At 56.7% G+C, this 20,099-nt stretch carries 20 protein-coding genes; 5 read left to right on the top strand and 15 right to left on the bottom strand.

Annotated elements, in window-relative coordinates; genetic code table 11:
* Positions 1 to 28 precede the first annotated feature (28 nt).
* From carA to hrcA, 10 genes are all read right to left on the bottom strand, one after another.
* Complete coding sequence (carA, locus tag ABY734_RS12820; protein WP_372779646.1) at positions 29 to 1,168, bottom strand: glutamine-hydrolyzing carbamoyl-phosphate synthase small subunit; 1,140 nt, start codon at positions 1,166 to 1,168, stop codon at positions 29 to 31.
* A 402-nt stretch (positions 1,169 to 1,570) separates the two neighbouring features.
* The gene (locus tag ABY734_RS12815) at positions 1,571 to 2,545 is read right to left on the bottom strand and encodes a diguanylate cyclase domain-containing protein (RefSeq protein WP_372779644.1); all 975 of its coding nucleotides are present in this window, start codon (positions 2,543 to 2,545) and stop codon (positions 1,571 to 1,573) included.
* A 127-nt stretch (positions 2,546 to 2,672) separates the two neighbouring features.
* Positions 2,673 to 3,104, bottom strand: coding sequence for an acyl-CoA thioesterase (locus ABY734_RS12810; protein WP_372779643.1), 432 nt, complete (start codon positions 3,102 to 3,104; stop codon positions 2,673 to 2,675).
* Positions 3,105 to 3,123: 19 nt separating this feature from the next.
* Complete coding sequence (locus ABY734_RS12805; protein WP_372779642.1) at positions 3,124 to 4,194, bottom strand: MBL fold metallo-hydrolase; 1,071 nt, start codon at positions 4,192 to 4,194, stop codon at positions 3,124 to 3,126.
* The gene (locus tag ABY734_RS12800; RefSeq protein WP_372779699.1) at positions 4,158 to 5,132 is read right to left on the bottom strand and encodes a cyclopropane-fatty-acyl-phospholipid synthase family protein; all 975 of its coding nucleotides are present in this window, start codon (positions 5,130 to 5,132) and stop codon (positions 4,158 to 4,160) included. The genes ABY734_RS12805 and ABY734_RS12800 overlap by 37 nt, the downstream gene beginning before the upstream one ends.
* Positions 5,133 to 5,238: 106 nt before the next feature.
* Positions 5,239 to 6,045 carry a 4-hydroxy-tetrahydrodipicolinate reductase gene (gene dapB, locus ABY734_RS12795; protein WP_372779640.1) on the bottom strand — a complete coding sequence of 269 codons (807 nt, stop codon included), beginning with the start codon at positions 6,043 to 6,045 and terminating at the stop codon, positions 5,239 to 5,241.
* Between the two features lie 174 nt (positions 6,046 to 6,219).
* Positions 6,220 to 7,359: a molecular chaperone DnaJ gene (dnaJ, locus tag ABY734_RS12790; protein WP_372779638.1), complete on the bottom strand. Its 1,140-nt coding sequence runs from the start codon at positions 7,357 to 7,359 to the stop codon at positions 6,220 to 6,222.
* A gap of 98 nt (positions 7,360 to 7,457) precedes the next feature.
* Positions 7,458 to 9,383, bottom strand: a complete 1,926-nt coding sequence (gene dnaK, locus ABY734_RS12785) for a molecular chaperone DnaK (RefSeq protein ID WP_372779636.1) — start codon at positions 9,381 to 9,383, stop codon at positions 7,458 to 7,460.
* A 114-nt stretch (positions 9,384 to 9,497) separates the two neighbouring features.
* Positions 9,498 to 10,085, bottom strand: a complete 588-nt coding sequence (gene grpE, locus ABY734_RS12780; protein ID WP_372779634.1) for a nucleotide exchange factor GrpE — start codon at positions 10,083 to 10,085, stop codon at positions 9,498 to 9,500.
* A gap of 131 nt (positions 10,086 to 10,216) precedes the next feature.
* Complete coding sequence (gene hrcA, locus ABY734_RS12775) at positions 10,217 to 11,266, bottom strand: heat-inducible transcriptional repressor HrcA (protein ID WP_372779633.1); 1,050 nt, start codon at positions 11,264 to 11,266, stop codon at positions 10,217 to 10,219.
* Between the two features lie 156 nt (positions 11,267 to 11,422).
* Between hrcA and recN the strand changes: the two genes are divergently transcribed.
* Positions 11,423 to 13,090 carry a DNA repair protein RecN gene (gene recN, locus ABY734_RS12770; RefSeq protein ID WP_372779632.1) on the top strand — a complete coding sequence of 556 codons (1,668 nt, stop codon included), beginning with the start codon at positions 11,423 to 11,425 and terminating at the stop codon, positions 13,088 to 13,090.
* Positions 13,091 to 13,161: 71 nt separating this feature from the next.
* Here the strand turns inward: recN and fur are convergent, their stop codons facing one another.
* Positions 13,162 to 13,578, bottom strand: coding sequence for a ferric iron uptake transcriptional regulator (gene fur, locus ABY734_RS12765; protein WP_372779631.1), 417 nt, complete (start codon positions 13,576 to 13,578; stop codon positions 13,162 to 13,164).
* A 28-nt stretch (positions 13,579 to 13,606) separates the two neighbouring features.
* On the opposite strand from fur, the gene ABY734_RS12760 reads away from it, so the two are divergent.
* A complete protein-coding gene (locus tag ABY734_RS12760; RefSeq protein WP_372779630.1) occupies positions 13,607 to 14,080 on the top strand; it encodes an outer membrane protein assembly factor BamE in 474 nt (157 codons plus the stop codon).
* On the opposite strand, the gene ABY734_RS12755 is transcribed toward ABY734_RS12760, so the two are convergent.
* From ABY734_RS12755 to ABY734_RS12745, 3 genes are read right to left on the bottom strand one after another with little or no spacing between them, the layout of a single operon-like run.
* A complete protein-coding gene (locus tag ABY734_RS12755) occupies positions 14,046 to 14,366 on the bottom strand; it encodes an RnfH family protein (RefSeq protein ID WP_372779629.1) in 321 nt (106 codons plus the stop codon). The two genes, ABY734_RS12760 and ABY734_RS12755, sit on opposite strands and share 35 nt — an antisense overlap.
* The gene (locus ABY734_RS12750; protein ID WP_372779628.1) at positions 14,359 to 14,790 is read right to left on the bottom strand and encodes a type II toxin-antitoxin system RatA family toxin; all 432 of its coding nucleotides are present in this window, start codon (positions 14,788 to 14,790) and stop codon (positions 14,359 to 14,361) included. Before ABY734_RS12750 ends, ABY734_RS12755 begins: the two co-directional genes overlap by 8 nt.
* A 6-nt stretch (positions 14,791 to 14,796) precedes the next feature.
* A complete protein-coding gene (locus ABY734_RS12745; RefSeq protein ID WP_372779627.1) occupies positions 14,797 to 16,140 on the bottom strand; it encodes a sodium-dependent transporter in 1,344 nt (447 codons plus the stop codon).
* 86 nt (positions 16,141 to 16,226) lie between these two features.
* Between ABY734_RS12745 and smpB the strand changes: the two genes are divergently transcribed.
* The 3 genes from smpB to ABY734_RS12730 are packed head-to-tail and all read left to right on the top strand — an operon-like array spanning position 16,227 to position 17,870.
* Complete coding sequence (gene smpB, locus ABY734_RS12740; RefSeq protein WP_372779625.1) at positions 16,227 to 16,706, top strand: SsrA-binding protein SmpB; 480 nt, start codon at positions 16,227 to 16,229, stop codon at positions 16,704 to 16,706.
* Positions 16,703 to 17,200, top strand: a complete 498-nt coding sequence (locus ABY734_RS12735) for a histidine phosphatase family protein (RefSeq protein WP_372779624.1) — start codon at positions 16,703 to 16,705, stop codon at positions 17,198 to 17,200. Before smpB ends, ABY734_RS12735 begins: the two co-directional genes overlap by 4 nt.
* 58 nt (positions 17,201 to 17,258) lie before the next feature.
* The gene (locus tag ABY734_RS12730; RefSeq protein ID WP_372779623.1) at positions 17,259 to 17,870 is read left to right on the top strand and encodes a methyltransferase; all 612 of its coding nucleotides are present in this window, start codon (positions 17,259 to 17,261) and stop codon (positions 17,868 to 17,870) included.
* A 4-nt stretch (positions 17,871 to 17,874) separates the two neighbouring features.
* On the opposite strand, the gene ppk1 is transcribed toward ABY734_RS12730, so the two are convergent.
* Positions 17,875 to 19,980, bottom strand: a complete 2,106-nt coding sequence (gene ppk1 / locus ABY734_RS12725; protein WP_372779622.1) for a polyphosphate kinase 1 — start codon at positions 19,978 to 19,980, stop codon at positions 17,875 to 17,877.
* Positions 19,981 to 20,099: the final 119 nt, after the last annotated feature.

Genomic DNA, 20,099 nt, shown 5'->3' with positions numbered 1-20,099 from the left:
GCGTTTGCGCGGGTCTGAGAAGCGTCTGTTAACCCGCGCTTTTGTGGGCTTTCATCAGCTCGATGAAATGATCGAACAAGGGCGCTATATCGTGCGGACCAGGGCTGGCTTCCGGGTGCCCCTGAAAGCTGAAAGCCGGCTTGTCAGTGCGGTGGACGCCCTGCAGGCTGCCGTCGAACAAAGACTTATGCGTCGCCTTCAGATTGTCAGGCAGGCTGTCTTCATCAACCGCAAAGCCGTGGTTCTGGCTGGTGATATGCACCACCCCGGTCTTGAGATCCTGCACCGGATGATTGGCGCCGTGATGACCAAACTTCATTTTCAGCGTCTTTGCGCCAGAGGCCAGCGCCAGCAGCTGATGGCCAAGGCAAATGCCGTAGACCGGCGTTCCTGTTTCAACAATCTCGCGGATCGCCTCAATGGCGTAATCGCAGGGCTCGGGGTCGCCAGGGCCGTTGGACAGAAACACGCCATCAGGCTTCATCGCCAACACATCGGCGGCGGGGGTTTTGGCTGGCACAACGGTGAGACGGCAGCCGCGATCGGTCAACATGCGCAGAATATTGCGCTTGGCACCAAAGTCGTAAGCCACAACATTGTAAGGCAGTTCAGCGTCGTCGAGGGTTGGATGCCCCTTGCCCAGCTGCCAGGTGCCTTCACGCCAGGCGTAGGACTCGGCGGTGGTGACTTCCTTCGCCAGATCCATGCCTTTCAGACCGGCAAAGCCCTTGGCCAGCTCCAGCGCCTTGGCTTCGTCGATATCACCGGCCATTAAACAGCCGTTCTGGGCACCTTTGTCGCGAAGAATACGGGTCAGGCGCCGGGTATCGATATCGGCGATGCCACAGATATTGCGGGCTTTCAGATAGTCCGACAGGCTCTGCTGGCTGCGGAAATTACTGGCCAGCATGGGCAGGTCGCGAATGATCAGACCCGAAGCCCAGATTTCGCTGGCCTCTTCGTCTTCATCATTAACGCCGGTATTGCCGATATGGGGATAAGTCAGGGTCACAAGTTGCCGGGCATAAGAGGGATCAGTCAGGATTTCCTGATAGCCGGTCATGGCAGTGTTAAACACCACTTCACCAACCGAGTGCCCTTCGGCCCCTATTGCAATACCCCTGAATATGCTTCCATCGGCGAGGGCGAGTATAGCTGGAACCGTCAAGCAAACCTCCTTGGGTAACAGACTGCCGCGCTCCCACCCCTTAAAATTCGGGCCAGAACGCGGACGGATAAAGTGGGCGTGCGCAAAAAAGCGAGATGAGGGCCCCATCTCGCTTTCGGTATACCGTAATCGGCTCACCGGCTTCACCGGCCACAGGATTCTGGCGCGCGATTTTACGCGATCTGCCCCGAAGCTGTCTACCGGCGCGCCGTGTAATCCCGGCTATTTCTTTGAAGAATGTATACAGCCCGATAATCAACGGGCGGGCTTGCCGACCGTCTCAGCACGCCTGACCCCCAGACACTTGGGAGCATAAGGGGCGTGCCAGGCCAGCATTACCCTCGGCAGGGCTGACTAAGTACGACTACAGTATAGAACCTGAACCGCTATTGCCACCCGCAATCAGGCGACCCCCAGTTCGAGACCGCCTTGGGCAATCGCTTTTCCAAGCGCCTCCTCCAAACGATCCGAAAAATCAATCCCTTCACCTTCACGCGTGTCGCTAGCTGCCAGGCCAACCGCCACTCTCACTTCGTGGGACCTGATCGGAGACTCGAATTCGAGCGTGGAAATCAGTTTGCGTATATCATCCACCACCCGACTGGCGTTGTAACCCTGTGTTTCGGGCAGCATCAATACAACAGAGTCGTCGCTGTACCGCGCCACAAGATCAGTCGTTCGAACCGTATCGGCAATCAAATTACCAATTTTCTGAATTACGCCATTTGCTCTGCTTTCTCCGAAACGGTCTACCAGAACAGTCCAGTCGGCCACGCGGCACAGGGCCACCGACAGCGGCTTGCCATTGCGCTGGATGCGCTTCCACTCATAGGCAAAGGACTGATCGAAGAAACGACGATTTAGCAACTCGGTATGTTTATCAACGACTTCCAGCTGGTCGAGCTGACCAAGGGTGGAATCCAGCGCGGTCTTCGAGGATTCCAGCTCTGTATAGACCGTGTCCAAGCGGTTGTTGGCAAGCATCAGTTGACGCTTGATATTCTGCGCTCCTTCAACGACCTCCGATATTTCGTGCCGTTGGCGGTTTCCCGCTTCAACCATAGCCCGAGCAAGGGTACCTATCTCATCGTCGCGATCCTGGTGAGGCACCTTCCACGCAAATTTGCCGCGCTGCATACGCTCCAGGCTATCGGTCAGCTGCTCGATTGGCAGGGTCAGGCGACGCGCCACGACGCTACTGGTTACCCAGACGGCAAGCAAAACGGCAAGGCTCGACAAGCCAAGGTATTGCAGCACGCGCACGTCCCGAACCCTGTCTGGCACGCCCCCGTCGCCAATGAAAACCAGCGAAACCGCGGCCAGTGCCAGCAGAAGAACGCCCACCAGAGCGCCCATAACATTAGATCGAATATCCATTGCGGGTAGATTCCTATGGTCAAATCTAAGCACAAAGGTACCGATACTGTGACATAGGCGCTATACGTACTTTACGCGAGGCCTTGACCTGTCAATTCTTTAACTACAGCGTTAATCGAGGCCTGCATCAATTGCTTCTGAGGGGATCGAAGTAGCCGGGTGGCTCGGAGATGGGCTTTCTAGCCTCTGCATCGATAAGAATGTGCGCGGTTTTGCCCTGAGCAATGGCCCGCCCGCTGGCCTTATCCGTCAATCGGTAGACGAAATCATAACCGCAGCGATGAAAGTTCACAGCGGCAATCGACACGACCAGCACCTCGCCGTAATGGGCTTCAGACTGATACACCACGGCCAGATCGGCATTCACCATCGTCAGTCCACGGGCCACATCATTTTCCAAAAAGCCCTGCTGGCGAGTGAAGCGCACCCGGGCCTCATTCATGACGCTTACCAGAGCATCGTTGCCGAGGTGGTTGCCGCTGTTGACCTGACCGATCAGAACCGGCAATTCAGTGGTGAACTGGAAAATTTCGGGTAAAGCTATGGAAACACGCGACACGTAACATCGTCCTGAGCTGTTAACGACACCCGGTTGCACCGGGCAAAGGCTGCACATCATAGTGAGCCCCCACTGCCGGGGCAACAAAGTCCCGTTCGTTCAGGCCGCTGCGTTTCACCTCCACCGCAAGATCCTCAACTGCCTGAAAACGGCGTTCAACTGACAACTTGAAGGCTCCCCAGTGAATCCCCAAACTGAACTGCGCCGCCAGATCCTGGTGCGCCTGCACCGCCTCTGCCGGCCCCATATGCTGGTACGCCATAAACCAGCGCGGCAGATAGGCACCGATCGGCAGCATGGCCGCGCGCATGGCACCATAGCGCTCCCGGGTTTTCCCGTAGTGGGGGCCGTAGCCGCTGTCGCCACCGAAATACACGGGCCCGCCGGTCGTTTCCAGCACAAAACCTGCCCACAGGCTCAGGTTCCGGTCCGAGGGAAACACCCGCCGATTCGACCAGTGCTTCACCTGAGCCGCACTCAGACTGCAACCGTTCGACAGCGAAACACCCTGCCACCAATCCAGCTCGACAATCCGCTCAATGCCCAGCGATTCGAGTAGCACCGCATTGCCCAGCGGAACCACAAACAGCGGGTTGTGCTCGGCGTGCAGGCGCTTCAGCGTGGGAGAATCCATATGGTCGTAGTGGCTGTGACTGATCATGACCACATCAATGGGCGGCAGTTTGGAAAAGGGAATGCCCGGCGGATGGTGACGCTTCGGCCCGGCAAAACTCAGCGGACTGGCGCGCTCAGACCAAATAGGGTCGGTGAGCAAATTAAGATTATCTGCCTGTATCAGCAGGGTGGCGTGATTCACCCAGGTCAGGCGCAGACCGCCCGTCCCAATCCGTTCCACGGGCGCCGGCCTCTGGGGGACTGATTCATCGCGCGGCCACTCAATTTTTTCGCGCGAGAACACATAGCCCAGCAAATCGGAAAATTTATGCGGAAAAGGCGTTTCGTTGTGAAATTCTCGCCCGTCAAAATGATCGCTAACGGGGCCGTCGTAGCGCGCCGGCGCGCAACCAGTCAGCAGTAGCAAGACTGCTGCCGTCAGCGCGGCGCCAACAAATAATGCCCGACTCCCCATTCATTCCCCCCGTTGTAGCCGAACAGTTCCGCCACCGCCATGTAAAACATGCGCCAGCGTTGAAACCAGATGGCGGCTTCATCCCCATAACAGCGTTGCAGAATCGGCATTAGCTCCGCGCGCCGACTGTCCAGTTTTTCCAGCCACTGATTAGCCGTTTTTTCATAGTGATCGCCGCTGACCCACCAGTGGCGCGCCACGGAAAAATCATCCTGAAAATAATACAGCAGATGCTCCGACGGCATGGTACCACCGGAAAAGAAATAGCGAGTCATCCAGTCTTCGTTGCCCTTATCCTCAAAATGATAGGCCAGCAGCTTGTGAACAAAAATATGCACAAAAAGGCGCCCATCCGACTTCAGCCAGGGGCGCAGCTTTGCCAGCAGTGCGCCGTAGTTTTTCATGTGTTCGAACATTTCGATCGACAGCGCACGGTCAAAGGGCGGTTCGTCAGCGGGCATCTCAAACTCGACAATACTTCCGGTGTAGATCGTCAGATTGTGGATTCCTCGCGCCTCAGCCTGACCAAGAATAAACTCACGCTGGCCATAGGAATTGGACAAGCCCACCACCTGCGCATTGGGGTAGCGCTGGGCGAGCCAAAGGGAGAGCGACCCCCAGCCACAACCCAGATCGAGTATGCGCATGCCATCGGTAATCCCCGCTCGCTCGGCATAGAGCTCCAGCATAAGTCGCTCGGCCTCGTCGAGGGTTTCATGGCCCTGAGGATACAGGCAGCAGGAATATTTCAGATGGGTGCCGAGGTGGCCGTGGAAGAATTCGGCAGGCACTTCATAGTGCTGCTCATTGGCATCGTCAGTATTAATCGCAATGGGACTGTTGCGCAGTTCATCGATAAAGCGATTGAAGCGCTCGCTACGCATCTCACCATCGCAATTGCCTTCGTCAACCAGACGCTGCGCAACCAATCTGCGCATACCGGCGCGTGCCAGCCTGTCCGGGATAAGTCCGCGCTCACACCAGTCGATGCTTTTGTTACTGAGAATACCCAACCGCCTCTCCAAAAGGCGGTTACGCTACCGCCTAGTTAAATCCGAGAACATCGCGCATGTCGTAACGACCAGCGCCCTGATCAGCCAGCCATTTTGCCGCTCGCACCGCACCGCGGGCAAAGGACATTCTAGAGCTGGCTTTGTGAGTGATTTCCACCCGTTCGCCCTCGGCAAAGAAACTGACGGTATGATCACCCACCACATCGCCACCACGCACAGTGGCAAAGCCGATAGTCTCCCGCTCGCGGGCACCGGTTTGACCCTCGCGGCCGTAAACGGCCACTTTCTGTAAATCGCGCCCGAGGGTATCGGCGACAACCTGGCCCATGCTCAGCGCTGTACCCGAGGGTGCATCAATCTTGTGGCGGTGATGGGCTTCGACAATCTCAATATCCACATCATCGCCCAGTACGCCAGCGGCCATTTCCAGCAACTTGAAACAAAGATTGACACCCGTGCTGAAGTTTGAAGCCTGACACACTGCAATGCCTGCCACGGCTGCGTCCAACTCGGCTTTCTGCTCTACGTTGAAACCGGTTGTTCCGATCACGATTTTCTTGCCAGCCGCGCCACAGGCTTTTGCGTTAGCCAGCGTCGCCGCCGGCACAGTGAAGTCGATCAGCACATCAAAATCATGGATAACGTCGTCAATACTGCCGGCAATGCTGACGCCGTTTTTACCCAAGCCCGCCAATTCACCCGCGTCGGCCCCAATCAGCGAACTGTCGGGGCGTTCCAGCGCAGCGGTCAGTTCACAGCCATCAGCCAGGTTGATCGCTTCAATCAGGGTTTTGCCCATGCGGCCTGCGGCGCCGGTTACTGCAATTCGGGTAGTCATTGGATTTTCCGTGTTGGTTTGACTTGCGGACATTGTAGCGGGATTGATCGTATTCTTGGAGTTCGCGCTTCGACGCGAATTGTCGGACCTTGGATGTCGGACGTCTGACCGCAAAACTGGAAAGGCGCACTGGGCTGCCCTTCGCGTCCGACGTCAGACATCCAACTTCAGCCCCTAGATTTTCAGGTCATCAAAGAATTCCTTTACCCCGTCAAACCAGCTTTTGCGTCGCGGGGAGTGGGAATCACCTTCCAGTGAGGCCTGAAACTCCTCAAGCAGCTCTTTCTGCTTTTTGGTCAGGTTGACCGGCGTTTCCACAACCACACGGCACAGCAGATCTCCGACTGCCCCTCCGCGCACTGGTTTGATGCCTTTCCCGCGCAAACGGAACAATTTGCCAGTCTGGGTTTCCGCCGGAATCTTCAGTTTCACGCGGCCGTCCAGCGTCGGCACTTCCAGCTCACCGCCCAAGGCTGCGTCGGTGATTGAGATCGGCACCTCGCAATACAGGTGCTTGCCGTCGCGCTCGAACAGCGGATGGGCTTTGACGGCTATCTGCACATAGAGATCGCCCGCCGGGCCGCCGTCGGCACCGGCCTCGCCCTCACCCGCCAAGCGGATGCGGTCGCCCGTATCGACGCCGGGCGGAACCTTGACCGACAGAGTTTTGCGCTCTTCTACACGTCCCTGACCGTGACAGTTGCTGCAGGGGTCGGAAATGGTTTTACCTTTGCCGTGACAGGCGGGACAGGTTTGCTGCACCGAGAAGAAGCCCTGTTGCATCCGCACCTGCCCCACACCACCGCAGGTGGAACAGGTCAGCGGCTTGCTGCCGGGTTTGGCGCCAGAGCCATCGCAGGGTTCACAGGCAACCAGCGTCGGAATCTTGATCTTCGCAGTCGTGCCTCGCACCGCCTGCTCCAGATCAATTTCCAGGGTGTAGCGCAGATCTGAGCCGCGCTGCGGGCCACCCCGACCACGGCCACCACCCCCGCCGCCAAAAATATCGCCGAAGACGTCGCCGAAAATATCGCTGAAGCTGCCGCCGCCGAAACCACCGCCGGCGCCGCCGCCCATACCGCCCATGCCATCAACACCCTGATGACCAAAGCGATCATAAGCGCTGCGTTTTTCCTCGTCGGAGAGTACTTCGTAGGCTTCACTGGCTTCCTGAAAACGCGCTTTCGCCGACTCATCATCCGGATTACGGTCCGGGTGATATTTCATCGCCAGACGCCGGTAGGCCTTCTTTATTTCCTGATCAGAAGCGCCCTTTTCGACACCCAATACTTCGTAATAATCGCGTTTTGACATGTTGTTTTCCGTACCACCAGCTTAAGCCAAAACGCCGGACACAAAGGCCCGGCGTCTATCGTCCCGCATCAGACGTCGAGCATCTGACGTCCGACGCACTACTTTTTGTCGTCGTCCTTAACTTCTTCAAACTCCGCATCGACAACGTCGTCGGCACTGGAGCTATCGCCGTCAGCCGTTTGCTCACCACCTTCGGCCTGAGCGGCCTGCTCGGCGTACATCTTCTGTGCCAGCGAATTGGAAGCCTCACCCAGTTTCTGGGCAGCGGCGTCGATGGCTTCCTTATCGTCGCCTTTGACGGCTTCGTCCACTTCGGCCAGAGCCGCTTCGATGGCGCTCTTCTCTTCATCAGAAGCCTTGTCACCAGCCTCCTGCAGAGTCTTGCGTGTGGCGTGAGCCAGACCTTCAGCGGTATTGCGCGCGGTAACCAGCTCCTCGAACTTCTTGTCCTCGTCCGCGTGGGCTTCGGCTTCCTGAACCATCTTGTCGATGTCTTCATCGCTCAGGCCACCAGAGGCCTTGATAACGATAGACTGCTCCTTGCCGGTCGCCTTATCTTTCGCTGACACATGCAGAATACCGTTGGCGTCGATGTCAAAGGTAACCTCGATCTGCGGCATGCCGCGCTGTGCCGGCGGAATGTCGGCCAGATCGAAACGGCCCAGCGATTTGTTCTGAGACGCCTGCTTGCGCTCGCCCTGTACCACGTGAATGGTCACCGCAGTCTGGTTGTCTTCAGCCGTTGAGAAGATCTGCGACTTCTTGGTCGGGATCGTGGTGTTCTTCTCAATCAGCGGTGTCGCTACGCCGCCCATGGTTTCAATACCCAGGGTCAGCGGGGTAACGTCCAGCAGCAGCACGTCTTTCACGTCACCGGCCAGAACCGCACCCTGAATAGCCGCACCCATGGCAACTGCTTCATCGGGGTTCACATCTTTGCGGGCTTCCTTACCGAAGAATTCAGCCACTTTCTTCTGCACCATCGGCATGCGCGTTTGACCGCCCACCAGAATCACGTCGCCAATTTCAGAGGCCGACAGACCGGCGTCTTTCAGCGCGACTTTCATCGGCTCAAGCGAACGATCAACCAGCTCTTCAACCAGCGATTCCAGCTTGGCGCGAGTCAGTTTCACCACCAGGTGTTTCGGACCGGAAGCATCTGCCGTGATGTAAGGCAGGTTCACTTCAGTCTGCTGACTGGAAGACAGCTCGATTTTCGCCTTCTCAGCGGCTTCTTTCAGACGCTGCATCGCCAGCGGATCGCCTTTCAGATCGATGCTGTTGTCTTTCTTGAATTCGCTCGCCAGATAATCGATCAGGCGCAGGTCGAAATCCTCACCACCGAGGAAGGTGTCACCGTTCGTGGCCAGCACTTCAAACTGGTGCTCGCCATCCACTTCGGCGATTTCGATAATGGAAATATCGAAGGTACCGCCACCCAAGTCGTAAACCGCAATGGTGCGGTCACCTTCCAGGTTGTCCATGCCGTAGGCCAGCGCCGCAGCGGTCGGCTCGTTAATGATGCGCTTTACATCAAGACCGGCGATGCGACCGGCGTCTTTGGTGGCCTGACGCTGGGAGTCGTTAAAGTAAGCCGGCACGGTGATAACCGCTTCGGTCACTTCCTCGCCGAGGTAATCTTCGGCGGTTTTCTTCATCTTCTTCAGAACATCAGCAGACACTTGGGGCGGTGCCATTTTCTCGCCGCGGGCTTCTACCCAGGCGTCACCGTTGTCGGCCTTGACGATTTTGTAAGGCACCATCTTGATGTCTTTTTGCACGACATCGTCTTCAAAGCGGCGACCGATCAGGCGCTTCACCGCGTACAGAGTGTTGTGAGGGTTGGTTACCGCCTGACGTTTGGCGCTCTGACCTACCAGCACCTCACCGTCTTCGGTATAGGCGACGATGGACGGCGTGGTACGCGCGCCTTCGGCGTTCTCGATGACTTTGACCTTGTCACCATCGCGGATGGCAACACAGGAGTTGGTGGTACCGAGGTCAATACCAATGATTTTACCCATGTCTAACTCTCCATTTGGCCCGCCTGGCGGGTCACTTACAATGCGTTTCTGGTTTCTATATTGGCCCGGTCGCGCTGAATTCAAGGCCAAATCAAAAATTTTGCTGCTTGGCCGTTACTTGGACACGACCACCATGGCAGCCCGGAGCAGGCGCTCATTGAGGGTGTACCCCTTCTGCACCACCTGAATCACGGAATTGGGCTCAGCACCCGGCGCCTCCACCATGGACATGGCTTCGTGCAGCTGGGGATCGAAGGGCTCGCCTTCCGGGTTGATGGCCTTGAGATTGTGCTTTTCAAGCATGTCGGCAAAGCTGCGGTAGGTCAGCTCGATACCTTCCAGCACGGCCTTGACCGCCTCGTCAGTCTGCTCACCCGGGGCGTTTTCCAAAGCCCGCTCCAGGTTGTCTACCACCGGCAGCAAATCCCTGGCAAAGCGCTCAACCGCAAACTTGCGGGCGTTATCGGCGTCGATCTCGGCGCGACGGCGAATATTCTGGGCTTCGGCGGCGGTGCGCAGCGCCTGATCTTTGGTGTCTGACAGCTCCTGCTTGAGCGCCTCGATCTCGGCCTGTAGCGCCTCGGCGGAACCGGCTTCGGCGGTTTTTTCGCCTTCGGATTCTTGGGCAGCAGCACCCTGCTGCTCATCTACAGGGCTTTCTGCGGCTGCGTCTTGCTGATCTTTTGGGTTTTCCTCGGCCACGCGTTCTCACTCCATCGTTTTATCCGACACGGGAACAACCCCGTGCAGGGCAACAATGGGGCCGCGCCTACCGAATTCAAGGGCAGCGCCAAAAAAATTATAATTTCTTTATGAAAACCAAAGAGTTGACCTTAGCTGGAGCGCAAGGCCACACTCAACATGCGGGCAGTGACATCCACCATCGGAATCACCTTTTCATAGGCCATTCGGGTAGGCCCGATCACGCCGAGCACGCCGAGCGGACGGCCATCACCTAGCTGGTAAGGCGCAGTAATCACCGAAAAGTCGCCAAAGGCCTTGTAGCCGGATTCTTCGCCAATAAATATCTTTACTCCTTCAGCCAATAGACAACGATCAATCAGATCAAGAATATCCTTTTTCCTCTCGAAGGCATTGAACAGCTCTCGCATCTTGTCCAGATTGTCCGGGGTAGCCGACTCCAGCAGCTGGGTCTCACCTGCCAGCACATATTCCGACGGCCGGTCGTCACCTTCCCCCATATCCAGCGCCCGCGCTGCCAGATCGAGCGAAGCCTGCATGTAGCGGTCGATATCATCCTTGTCGGAGCGCATGGCATCGAGCAATTGATCGCGAATGGTATCCAGATCTTTGCCGGCGAAATGGTGATTGATGTAGTTGGCGGCCTGCTTGAGTTCATTCTCTGCAAAGGCGCGCTCGGTGCGAATGACGCGATTTTGAACCTCGCGCTGATTCACCACCAGAATCACCAGAATGCGATTGTCAGACAGCGGCAGAAACTCAACCTGGCGAAGGCTCAGCCGATGGCGGCTGGGCAAGGTCACCAAGCCTGCCTGGCGGGTCAGGTTCGACAGCAGCTGAGAGGCAGAGGCAATCAGTTCGTCTGAGGTTTTTTCCGCATCCAGCTCCAACTTCAGGTTGCTGAGAATGCGTCCCTCGAGGGGCGAGACGGTGATCAGCGAATCCACAAAAAAGCGGTAGCCCTGCTGGGTGGGTATGCGCCCGGCCGAGGTGTGGGGCGATGCCACATAACCCCGGTCTTCCAGTTCCGCCATGATGTTGCGCACGGTTGCCGCACTGACCGGCAGGCCGCTGTCCTGCAACAGCGTCTGCGACCCCACTGGCTGACCTTCGCGAATATAGCGCTCCACCAGCACTTTGAGCAGCTTCTGGGCCCTGTCGTTCAAAGCATCTGCGACCATATTATTCTCGAATCTGCGCAACAACGTCGGCTGCATTCTAGCCAGCAGCCGACTTCTTTTACAATGTCATCCTACCCCCCTCTTGCCGCACCGCTACAACTTACTGTATAAATAACCACGCATAGATAATTAACCAGTATCCTTACAGGTGCCCGCATGCTGACTCATCTCTGTATTCGCAACTACGCCATTGCAGAAAATCTGGATATTGACCTGCGACCGGGCATGACCGCCCTCACCGGCGAAACCGGTGCGGGCAAATCCATCATGCTGGACGCACTGGGGCTTACCCTGGGGGACCGGGCCGATGCCGGCATCGTGCGCCACGGCACCGACAAGGCGGAGGTTCACGCCCTGTTCGATATATCCACCCTCCCCGCCGCCAAAAGCTGGCTGGAAAGCCGCGACCTGTTCGACAGCGAAGAGCTGATGCTGCGCCGGGTAATTACCGCCGAAGGCCGCTCTCGGGCCTACATCAACGGCCAACCCTCGACCCTGCAGGATGTGCGGGCCCTGGGCGAACATCTAGTGGATATTCACAGCCAGCACGAGCATCAGTCGCTGCTGAAGAAAGATTACCAGCGCGAACTGCTCGACATCTGCGCCGGCACCAGCGATCTGGCCGGCGAGGTCGCAAGACTGGCCCGCCAGCACCACAAAACCCAGCAGAAGCTCAAATCCCTGACTGAGCAGAGCGACGAGCGCACCGCCCGCGTACAACTGCTGCAATACCAGCTCGATGAATTAGACGCGCTGTCGCTGCAAGCGGGAGAAGTAGAGGCGCTGGAAGAAGAGCAGCAGTCGCTGGCCAACGCCGAGCATATTCTCAACGCCAGCAACCACGCCCTGAACCTGTGTAAGGAAGGCGAGGTCAATGCTCTGGGCATTCTGCATCAGGCCCTGTCGTCCCTGCGTGCCAGCCCGGTCAAGGCCCCCTCGCAAAGCAGTGCCGAAGAGATGCTGCAAACCGCCCTGATACAGGTGGAAGAGGCCAGCCGGGAACTGCAGCACCACCTGGATCGAGCGGAGATCGACCCGGAACGCTTGCATCAGGTGGAGGAAAGACTCGACGCCATTTACCAGATTGCCCGCAAACACCATTGCCGCGGCAACGAATTGCCCGACCTGCAGCAGCGCCTGCAACAGGAACTGGATGATATTCAGGGCGGCGATGACAGTGTTGAAGGCTTGACGGCCGCGCTGGAGCAGCTGGAAAAAGACTACCGCAAGTCCGCCGAGAGCCTGAGTAAGAAACGCCAGAAAACGGCGGCCAGCATCAGCAAAAAAGTGGAAGCCCATCTGGCCGATCTGTCCATGGCTAACTGCCGCTTTCAGATTAACCTCGAACCCGTCGAAGCCGGCACTCTGGCCAGCCACGGCCTGGAAGACGTCGAATTTCTGATCAGCACCAACCCCGGCAGCAAACCCGGGCCCTTAAACAAGATCGCCTCCGGCGGTGAGCTGTCGCGTATCAGCCTGGCCATTCACGTGGTCAACGCCCAAGCCGTTACCGTACCTACCATCATCTTCGACGAGGTGGATGTGGGCATTGGCGGCGCCACCGCGGAAATCGTCGGCACCTTGCTGCAGCAACTTGGCCAGACCACTCAGGTACTCTGTGTCACTCACCAGGCCCAGGTTGCCAGTCAGGCCGACCACCACATCAAGGTCAGCAAGCAGTCTGACAAGAAATCCGTTAAAACCCAGTTGGTCGCGCTGAGTGACAATGAAAAAGTGGAGGAAATTGCGCGCATGCTCGGTGGAGTGGCCATTACCGACAGCACCTTGGCCCACGCCCGGGAAATGGTGGCAACGGCGCATTGATTGTTCGGATGTCGGACGTCCACCCACAAAAAAGCCAGCACTAAGGCTGGCTTTCTCTCCTCACCCTGAGGCTATTTTTTCTTGCGCTTCACATACAGAACCAAGCTGTGGTCGATCAGCTCAAAGCCCATATCATCCGCAATCTGGCGCTGACGCTTTTCAATCACTTCATCGCAGAACTCGACTACTTCGCCGCTGTCCAAGTTCACCATATGGTCGTGGTGCTCACCCTTGGCCAACTCAAACACAGAATGGCCGCCTTCAAAATTATGACGCACAACCAAGCCGGCAGATTCAAACTGGGTCAACACCCGGTAGACGGTGGCAAGACCCACGTCTTCGCCGGACTCCATCAGCGTGCGGTAGACATCTTCTGCGCTGAGGTGCTGGTTATTGTGCTCGGCGGTTTCAAGCAGTTCCAGGATTTTCACGCGCGGCAGGGTTATCTTCAGTCCGGCCTTCTTGAGTTCCTGATTTTCGACGGACATGGGGTATCCCTTAGCGTTGGTTTACGTAATGCGCTATTATCCCACGCCTTTACCGATGATGAAAGTTAAGTACCCGATGATGCGAAAAAGCCTTGCCCTGATTATTATCCTTTCGCCGCTGTTCGCCTGCAGTACGCTGGAGTTTCCCGGCGTTTACAAACTCCCTATCGAGCAGGGCAATATCGTGACCGAAGAAATGGTCAGTCAACTTGAGCCCGGCATGTCCACTGGACAGGTTGAGTTTGTGCTCGGCACCCCGCTCATTCGCGACAGCTTTGCAAGCGATCGCTGGGACTACCTCTACGTATTGCGCAAGCCCGATGACACCGTCGAAAAGCAGCGATTGACGGTCTTTTTCGACAATGGGGCACTGAGTCACTACGAAAGCACCATCGTCGCAGACAAAGAACAGAGCCCGCCTGTCGAGCCGATGGAAGAAGGCGAATTTGACGAGGAAGAAGGTGACTTCAGCGGCGCCCCTCGGCCTCCTGCCGCGCCTTGACCTTGGCCGCTCGCTGCTTGCGCACCTCTTTCGGGTCGGCAATCAGGGGGCGGTAAATTTCCACCCGGTCGCCATCGCTTAATTCGACGCTCTCCGGCTTGGCAACGGCCTTGCCGAAAATCCCCAGATCAGCCTTCGCCAGATCCAGCCCCTCAAACTGCCTGTCGAGACCCGACTTCAAGGCCGCGTCGCGCACGGTGGTTCCCGCTGGTACTTCCAGCGCAACAATCTGCTGTTTGTCCGGCGTGGCATAGACCACTTCAACATGAATCATCTGATTATCCATATACAACCTTTGCTCGCTTGACCATCGCATCCACCATGGAATTGGCCGCGCCGTTGAACAATTGTCTGGCGGCCGCGCTCAGTACGCTGCTATTGAGCGTGAAACTCAGAAACAGGGATACCTTGCAGGCCCGCTCATTCAGCGCCAGCAAGGTCCAGCGCCCGGTAAAAGACTCAAAGGGGCCGTCAACCAGATCCAGTTTGATCTCAAGCGGCCGCTGCAGGGCATTGCGGGTAGTAAAGCTCTGGCGAACGCCCGCACGTGACAGATCAAGCCTGGCCACCATGGCGTCGTCGCTTTCTGAGAGCACCTCTGCCCCGACACAGCCGTCCATAAACTCCGGGTAGGCGCTTACGTCGTTGATCAGTTCAAAGATCTGATCGGCAGAATACGGCAGCAAGGCACTGCGGCTGATGGTCGTCATACTCGATCACTGCTTGGGTAAATTGGCCAATACCAGTACCGCCAGAATGGCGGGGGGCGCAATATACCGCAAAAGTATTCGCCAAATCCAAAATGTGCGGGGGTTGCAGTAGTACAGCTCATCCCGCGCCTGCACATCCCTCAGTACCCAGCCCGCGTAAAGCGCGAGCCCCAGCGCACTCAAGGGCAGCAGTAATTCCGACGTCACGCGATTCAGTATGAAGAGTCGAGTCGCGGGCCCCGGCGCGGCCACATCCTCAATCACCCAGACCCCCGCCAGCCACACACCCACCACCAGCAGCAATGCGGCAAACCAGCGCGGCAGCGGGCTTTTTTCCACCAGCCAGGCCAGCGTCGGCTCCAGCAGTGCCAGCGCGCTGCACAACATCACCAAGCCAAGCAATACAAAGAAGGCACCGCCCAACAGATCGCCAAAGGGCAGATTGCCAAACACATAGGGCAAACTGATAAACAGCAGCGGGACGCTGTTGCCCGGCTCGATATTGTAATCCAGCACCAACGCATAAATGCTGATACCCGCCACCAAGGCCACTACTGTATCGATGACTGCAACCGCACCCACCTGCCGGGAAATGGAACGACCATCGGGAAAATAGGCGCCGTATATCATCATCGCGCCCACACCGATACCCAATGAATAAAAAGCCTGCCCAAGGGCCGAGACAATTGCATCGCGCCCGAAATCTTCCGGGCGCACCGCCAGCATCCAAGACAGCCCCGCCGGAAAGTTGCCCATTTGCGACGCGGCATAGGCCATACCCAACAGGGCGATCAGGATGATGGGCACCAGCAGGCGCAGAAGTTGTCCCGTCGCCACCGTCATGCGCATCATGGCCAGCGGCAGCAATATGATCATAAAGCCTGTAAAGCCCTTCAGCATTTCCTCGCGCGACTGGATGTAGCTCGCAAAATACTCACCCGCAAACTCAATACTGATCGCTCCCAGCTTATGATCCGACAGATAGTAGGCATAACTGAGTATCCAGCCGGCAATCACCGCCATGTGCACAAGAATCAACAGCCCGGTCACCATTGCGAGGACGGGCGACAAGCGCCACTCCCGGCGACTGCCCGACTCCAGATTGAGAAACTGGATGGCGGTTTCAGGGTTTGCGCGCCCGCGCGAGCCCATCACCACTTCCGCCAGCATCACCGGCATGGCGAGGGTCAAAAGAAAAAAGAGATAGGCCAGAATGTAGAGCAGGCCGCCGTAGTGCCCCACCTCATGGGGAAATCGCCAGAAATTACCCAGCCCGATAGCCAGACCGGAGGCCGCAGCCACAAAGGTCCAGCGACTGACCCAAACGCCCTGCAGGGTTTCCCGTTGCAATACCATTCCCCATAAATAGCTGATACGCAGGCATTTTGGCTCAGCTCCGTAGGCTTTACCAGCGAGAAGCCCTATAATGCGCGCCCATGGCTGCCAATAAACCGAAACAGAACAGTTCGACGATCGCTCTCAACAAGCGAGCACGTCACGACTATCACCTCACCGACAAATTTGAAGCCGGTGTTGCCCTACACGGCTGGGAAGTGAAAAGCGCCCGCGCCGGCAAGGTGCAGATCACAGAGAGCTACGTTCTGCTCAAGGATGGTGAGGCCTGGCTGCTAGGCACCCAGATCACGCCGCTGCAAACCGTGTCCACGCATTATGTGAGCGATCCCACCCGCACCCGCAAACTGCTGCTGCACAGCAAAGAGCTGGCCCGGCTGCTTGAAGCCACCCAGCAAAAGGGCTATACCTGTGTGTGTACCGCGCTCTATTGGAAGAAACACCTTATCAAGGCTGAAATCGCGCTTGCCAAAGGCAAGCAGCAACACGACAAACGCGATACCGAAAAAGAGCGCGACTGGGACCGTCAAAAGCAACGCGTACTGCGCGAACACAACAAGTGAAAACTCTTTACCTGTTACGACACGCCAAATCCAGCCACGACGACGCAAGCCTCGACGACTTCGACAGGCCGCTGTCCAAGCGTGGCAAGCGCGACGCGCTGGCCATTGCCAGCGTGATCGAGCAGCATTGCAGTGCGGTGGAGCATATCTTCAGCAGCCCGGCCAAGCGCTGTCGCAGTACAATCAAGCGCGTGCGCAACGCACTGGATGCGCCCTCTGGCGAACTGACCCTAGACGACGCACTCTACACCTTTGACCACACTCAACTGCTAGCCTGGCTGAGAGATTGCGATACGCGCCTGCAACGTATTCTGGTGGTCGGTCACAACCCGGCGCTTGAAGAGCTGCTGATTATGCTCACCGGTCTGGACCACAAGCACTTCCCCACGGCCGGCTTTGCCGAACTGCACTTAAAGGTCGAATACTGGGATCAGATACGCGCCGGTTGTGCCGAGCTGATACACTTTGATTCACCCAAGGATATCCCCCACTAAAACTGTCATCTGGCGCTGGCAGACTGGGAAGACAGCTAAACTAACAATTAGAGTGCGCATGGCTAACGAAGATTACTACTACCTCAACGACCTGATTATCCTCAAAAAGAAACACCACCTGATAAAACACATCATTGATGCGCTGCCCACACCGGAAATTCACGGCACTAAGGTGTGGGGCTCCAGTTTCATGATCATGGATTATCTCAAGCGGCACGAGCCGGAACCTGATGCCGACATCCTCGAGGTGGGCGCCGGCTGGGGTTTGCTGTCCATCTTCTGTGCCAAGCACTTTGACGCCAATGTTACCGCCACCGACGCCGACCCTAATGTCTTCCCTTTTCTCGAGACCCACAGCCTGCTGAACGACGTTGAAGTAGAGACCGTCGTTGCGCGTTATGAAGAATTGAAAATCAAGGACCTGAAAGGCTTTGATTACGTTCTCGGCGGCGATATCTGCTTCTGGGACGAGCTTGTTGACCCGCTTTACAGCCTCGTCAAAAAAGCCGTTAAAGCCAAGGTTGGCACTATTATTATTGCCGATCCCGGCCGACCGCCCTTTCTTGAACTCGCAAAGCGTTGCGCGAAGGATTTCGGCGGCGAGCTGCTGGACGGCGATATCAGCAAACCGCGTAAGGTCACTGGCAATCTGCTGGTAATAGAAGGCTAAGACATCAATCGCCGTTAGGCGGCCGATAGCTCAGTTTTTTCAGGCGCGGCAGACGTCCTTTACTCAGGTAACGGTGAATGGCCACCTGAGAGCGGATGCGTTTGGTTTTCTTCTTGCGCGGCAGTCGCAGCCGGTTCGCAAAATCGGGCTCCAGCACTCGCGCCTTCACATTATCCGCCCACTGAATATCTAGAATGTCCTGCAATATTTTTTTCGCCGCCGGATCATAAACCGGGCACATGACCTCCACCCTGTAATCAATATTGCGGGTCATCAGGTCCGCCGATGACAGGAAGTAGCGCGGATCACCGCCGTTGTAAAACATGAATACTCGCGGATGCTCCAAAAAACGGTCGACAATGCTGATCGCCTCAATATTGTCGCTCAACCCTTTTATACCCGGCACCAGCGAGCACATACCGCGCACAATGAGACGCACCGGCACCCCGGCGTGGCTGGCCTCGTAGAGCTTTTCGATAAATTCCGAGTCAACCAGATTGTTGCACTTCAGAGTCAGACCGCAATCTTCGCCTGCCTTCGCCGCACCAATCTCGCGATCAATCATTTTCAGCAGTCGCTCGCGACTGTTGATCGGCGACACGATAAGGTGCTTATAGTTCGGGCGGCGATAGTTGTAGCGAATAAACTCAAAGGTCTTTGCCGCCTCTTCCCCAATCTCCTGGTCGTAAGTCAGCAGGCTGAAATCGGTATAAACCTCCGCAGTTTTCTCGTTAAAGTTTCCGGTACCGACGTGGGTGAAATAACGTACGGAATTGTTTTCCTGACGGGTAATGGAAATCAGCTTGCCGTGAACTTTCAGGCCCGGGACCCCGAAAATCACGTTGACGCCCCCTTCCTGCAGGCGATGCGACAGGGCGAGGTTGGCCTCTTCGTCAAACCGCGCCTGTAGCTCGACCACCACAGTAACCTCCTTGTGGTTGGCCACGGCATTAATCAGCGCATCCACCACGTGAGAGTTGGACGCCACCCGATACAGGCTCACCGAAATGGATCGCACCGCAGGATCAATGGCCGCCGTGCGCAACAGGTTAATCACATAGGAAAAGCTGTGATAAGGGTAGTACAGCAGCACATCCTGCTGAGTGATCGCGTCAAAGATATTGTCGTGATTGTCGATGGCCGGCACCGGTATTTTCGGCAGAGGTTTCAATTCCAGATAGGCAGGCCCCAAATTGGGGAAGCCCATAAAATCCTTGGAATTGTGATAGCGGCCGCCGGGCAGCACGGAGTCCAGCCGCCCCAAGCCCAGGCGCCGGGCGAGGTAGTCGCGCAAATCTTCAGGCATCTCGCTGTCATAGACAAAGCGCACCGGGTCCGCCTTGCGGCGGCGCTTTAGGCTGCGCTCCATCCGTTCAAAGAAACTCTCTGTAACCTCCTCCCCAAGCTCCAGCTCCGCATCGCGGGTAAGCTTGATGGTATAGGCTTCAACACTTTCGAGATGAAAAATTCCGCGAAATACATCATGCAGACAGACCCGGATCAGGTTTTCCAGCGCCATCATCACCTTGGCCCGCTTTTCCTTGCGTGGCGGAATACTGATAAACCGATCAAGACGATCGGTGGGCACCTCAAGAATGGCATAGCGCACCTGATCAGACGACACTATCTTGATCGCCAGGTAAATCGACGAATCATTCAACTCGGGCAGCGGGTAGTTGTCGTCGAGAATAATCGGCACCAGCTCGGGCTGGATGTGCTCAAAAAAGTAATTGCGGACAAATTGGACCTGGTGCTCGTCCAGTTGTCGTTCACTCACCAGATAAATCCCGCGCTTGCGCAGGTCTTTCAGTGTAGCCAGGTAAATATGGTCAAAGCGGTGCTGTAGCTCCACCACCCGGAGCTGTATCTTTTCCAGTAACTGCTTGTACTCTTCCTGCTTGGACGGCGTAGAAAAGGCCGCCAGGCGGCGTACATCAGCCACCCGCACCCGGAAGAACTCATCCATATTATTGGAGAAAATCCCCAGATAACGCACTCGCTGAATGATCGGCACAGTCGGCTCGGCAGCTTCCTGCAGGACACGTTCGTTAAACGACAGCCAACTCAACTCCTTCGGGTTCCAGCTATCCCGTACTCCTGAGTCAGTCATTCAGCACTCCATTGGCAAAAAAAAAGCGTTAGGCACATGCCAGCCTATAGCAGATATATGACTACTTTATGACAGAAAAGGTTAAGCCATGACGGAGATCTGCGACATATTGCCGTCGA

The sequence above is a fragment of the Litorivivens sp. genome, assembly GCF_041624475.1.
GTDB lineage: Bacteria > Pseudomonadota > Gammaproteobacteria > Pseudomonadales > Spongiibacteraceae > Litorivivens.
The sequence above is the reverse complement of the archived record's forward strand: the minus strand, read 5'-3'. Positions and strand labels throughout refer to the sequence as shown.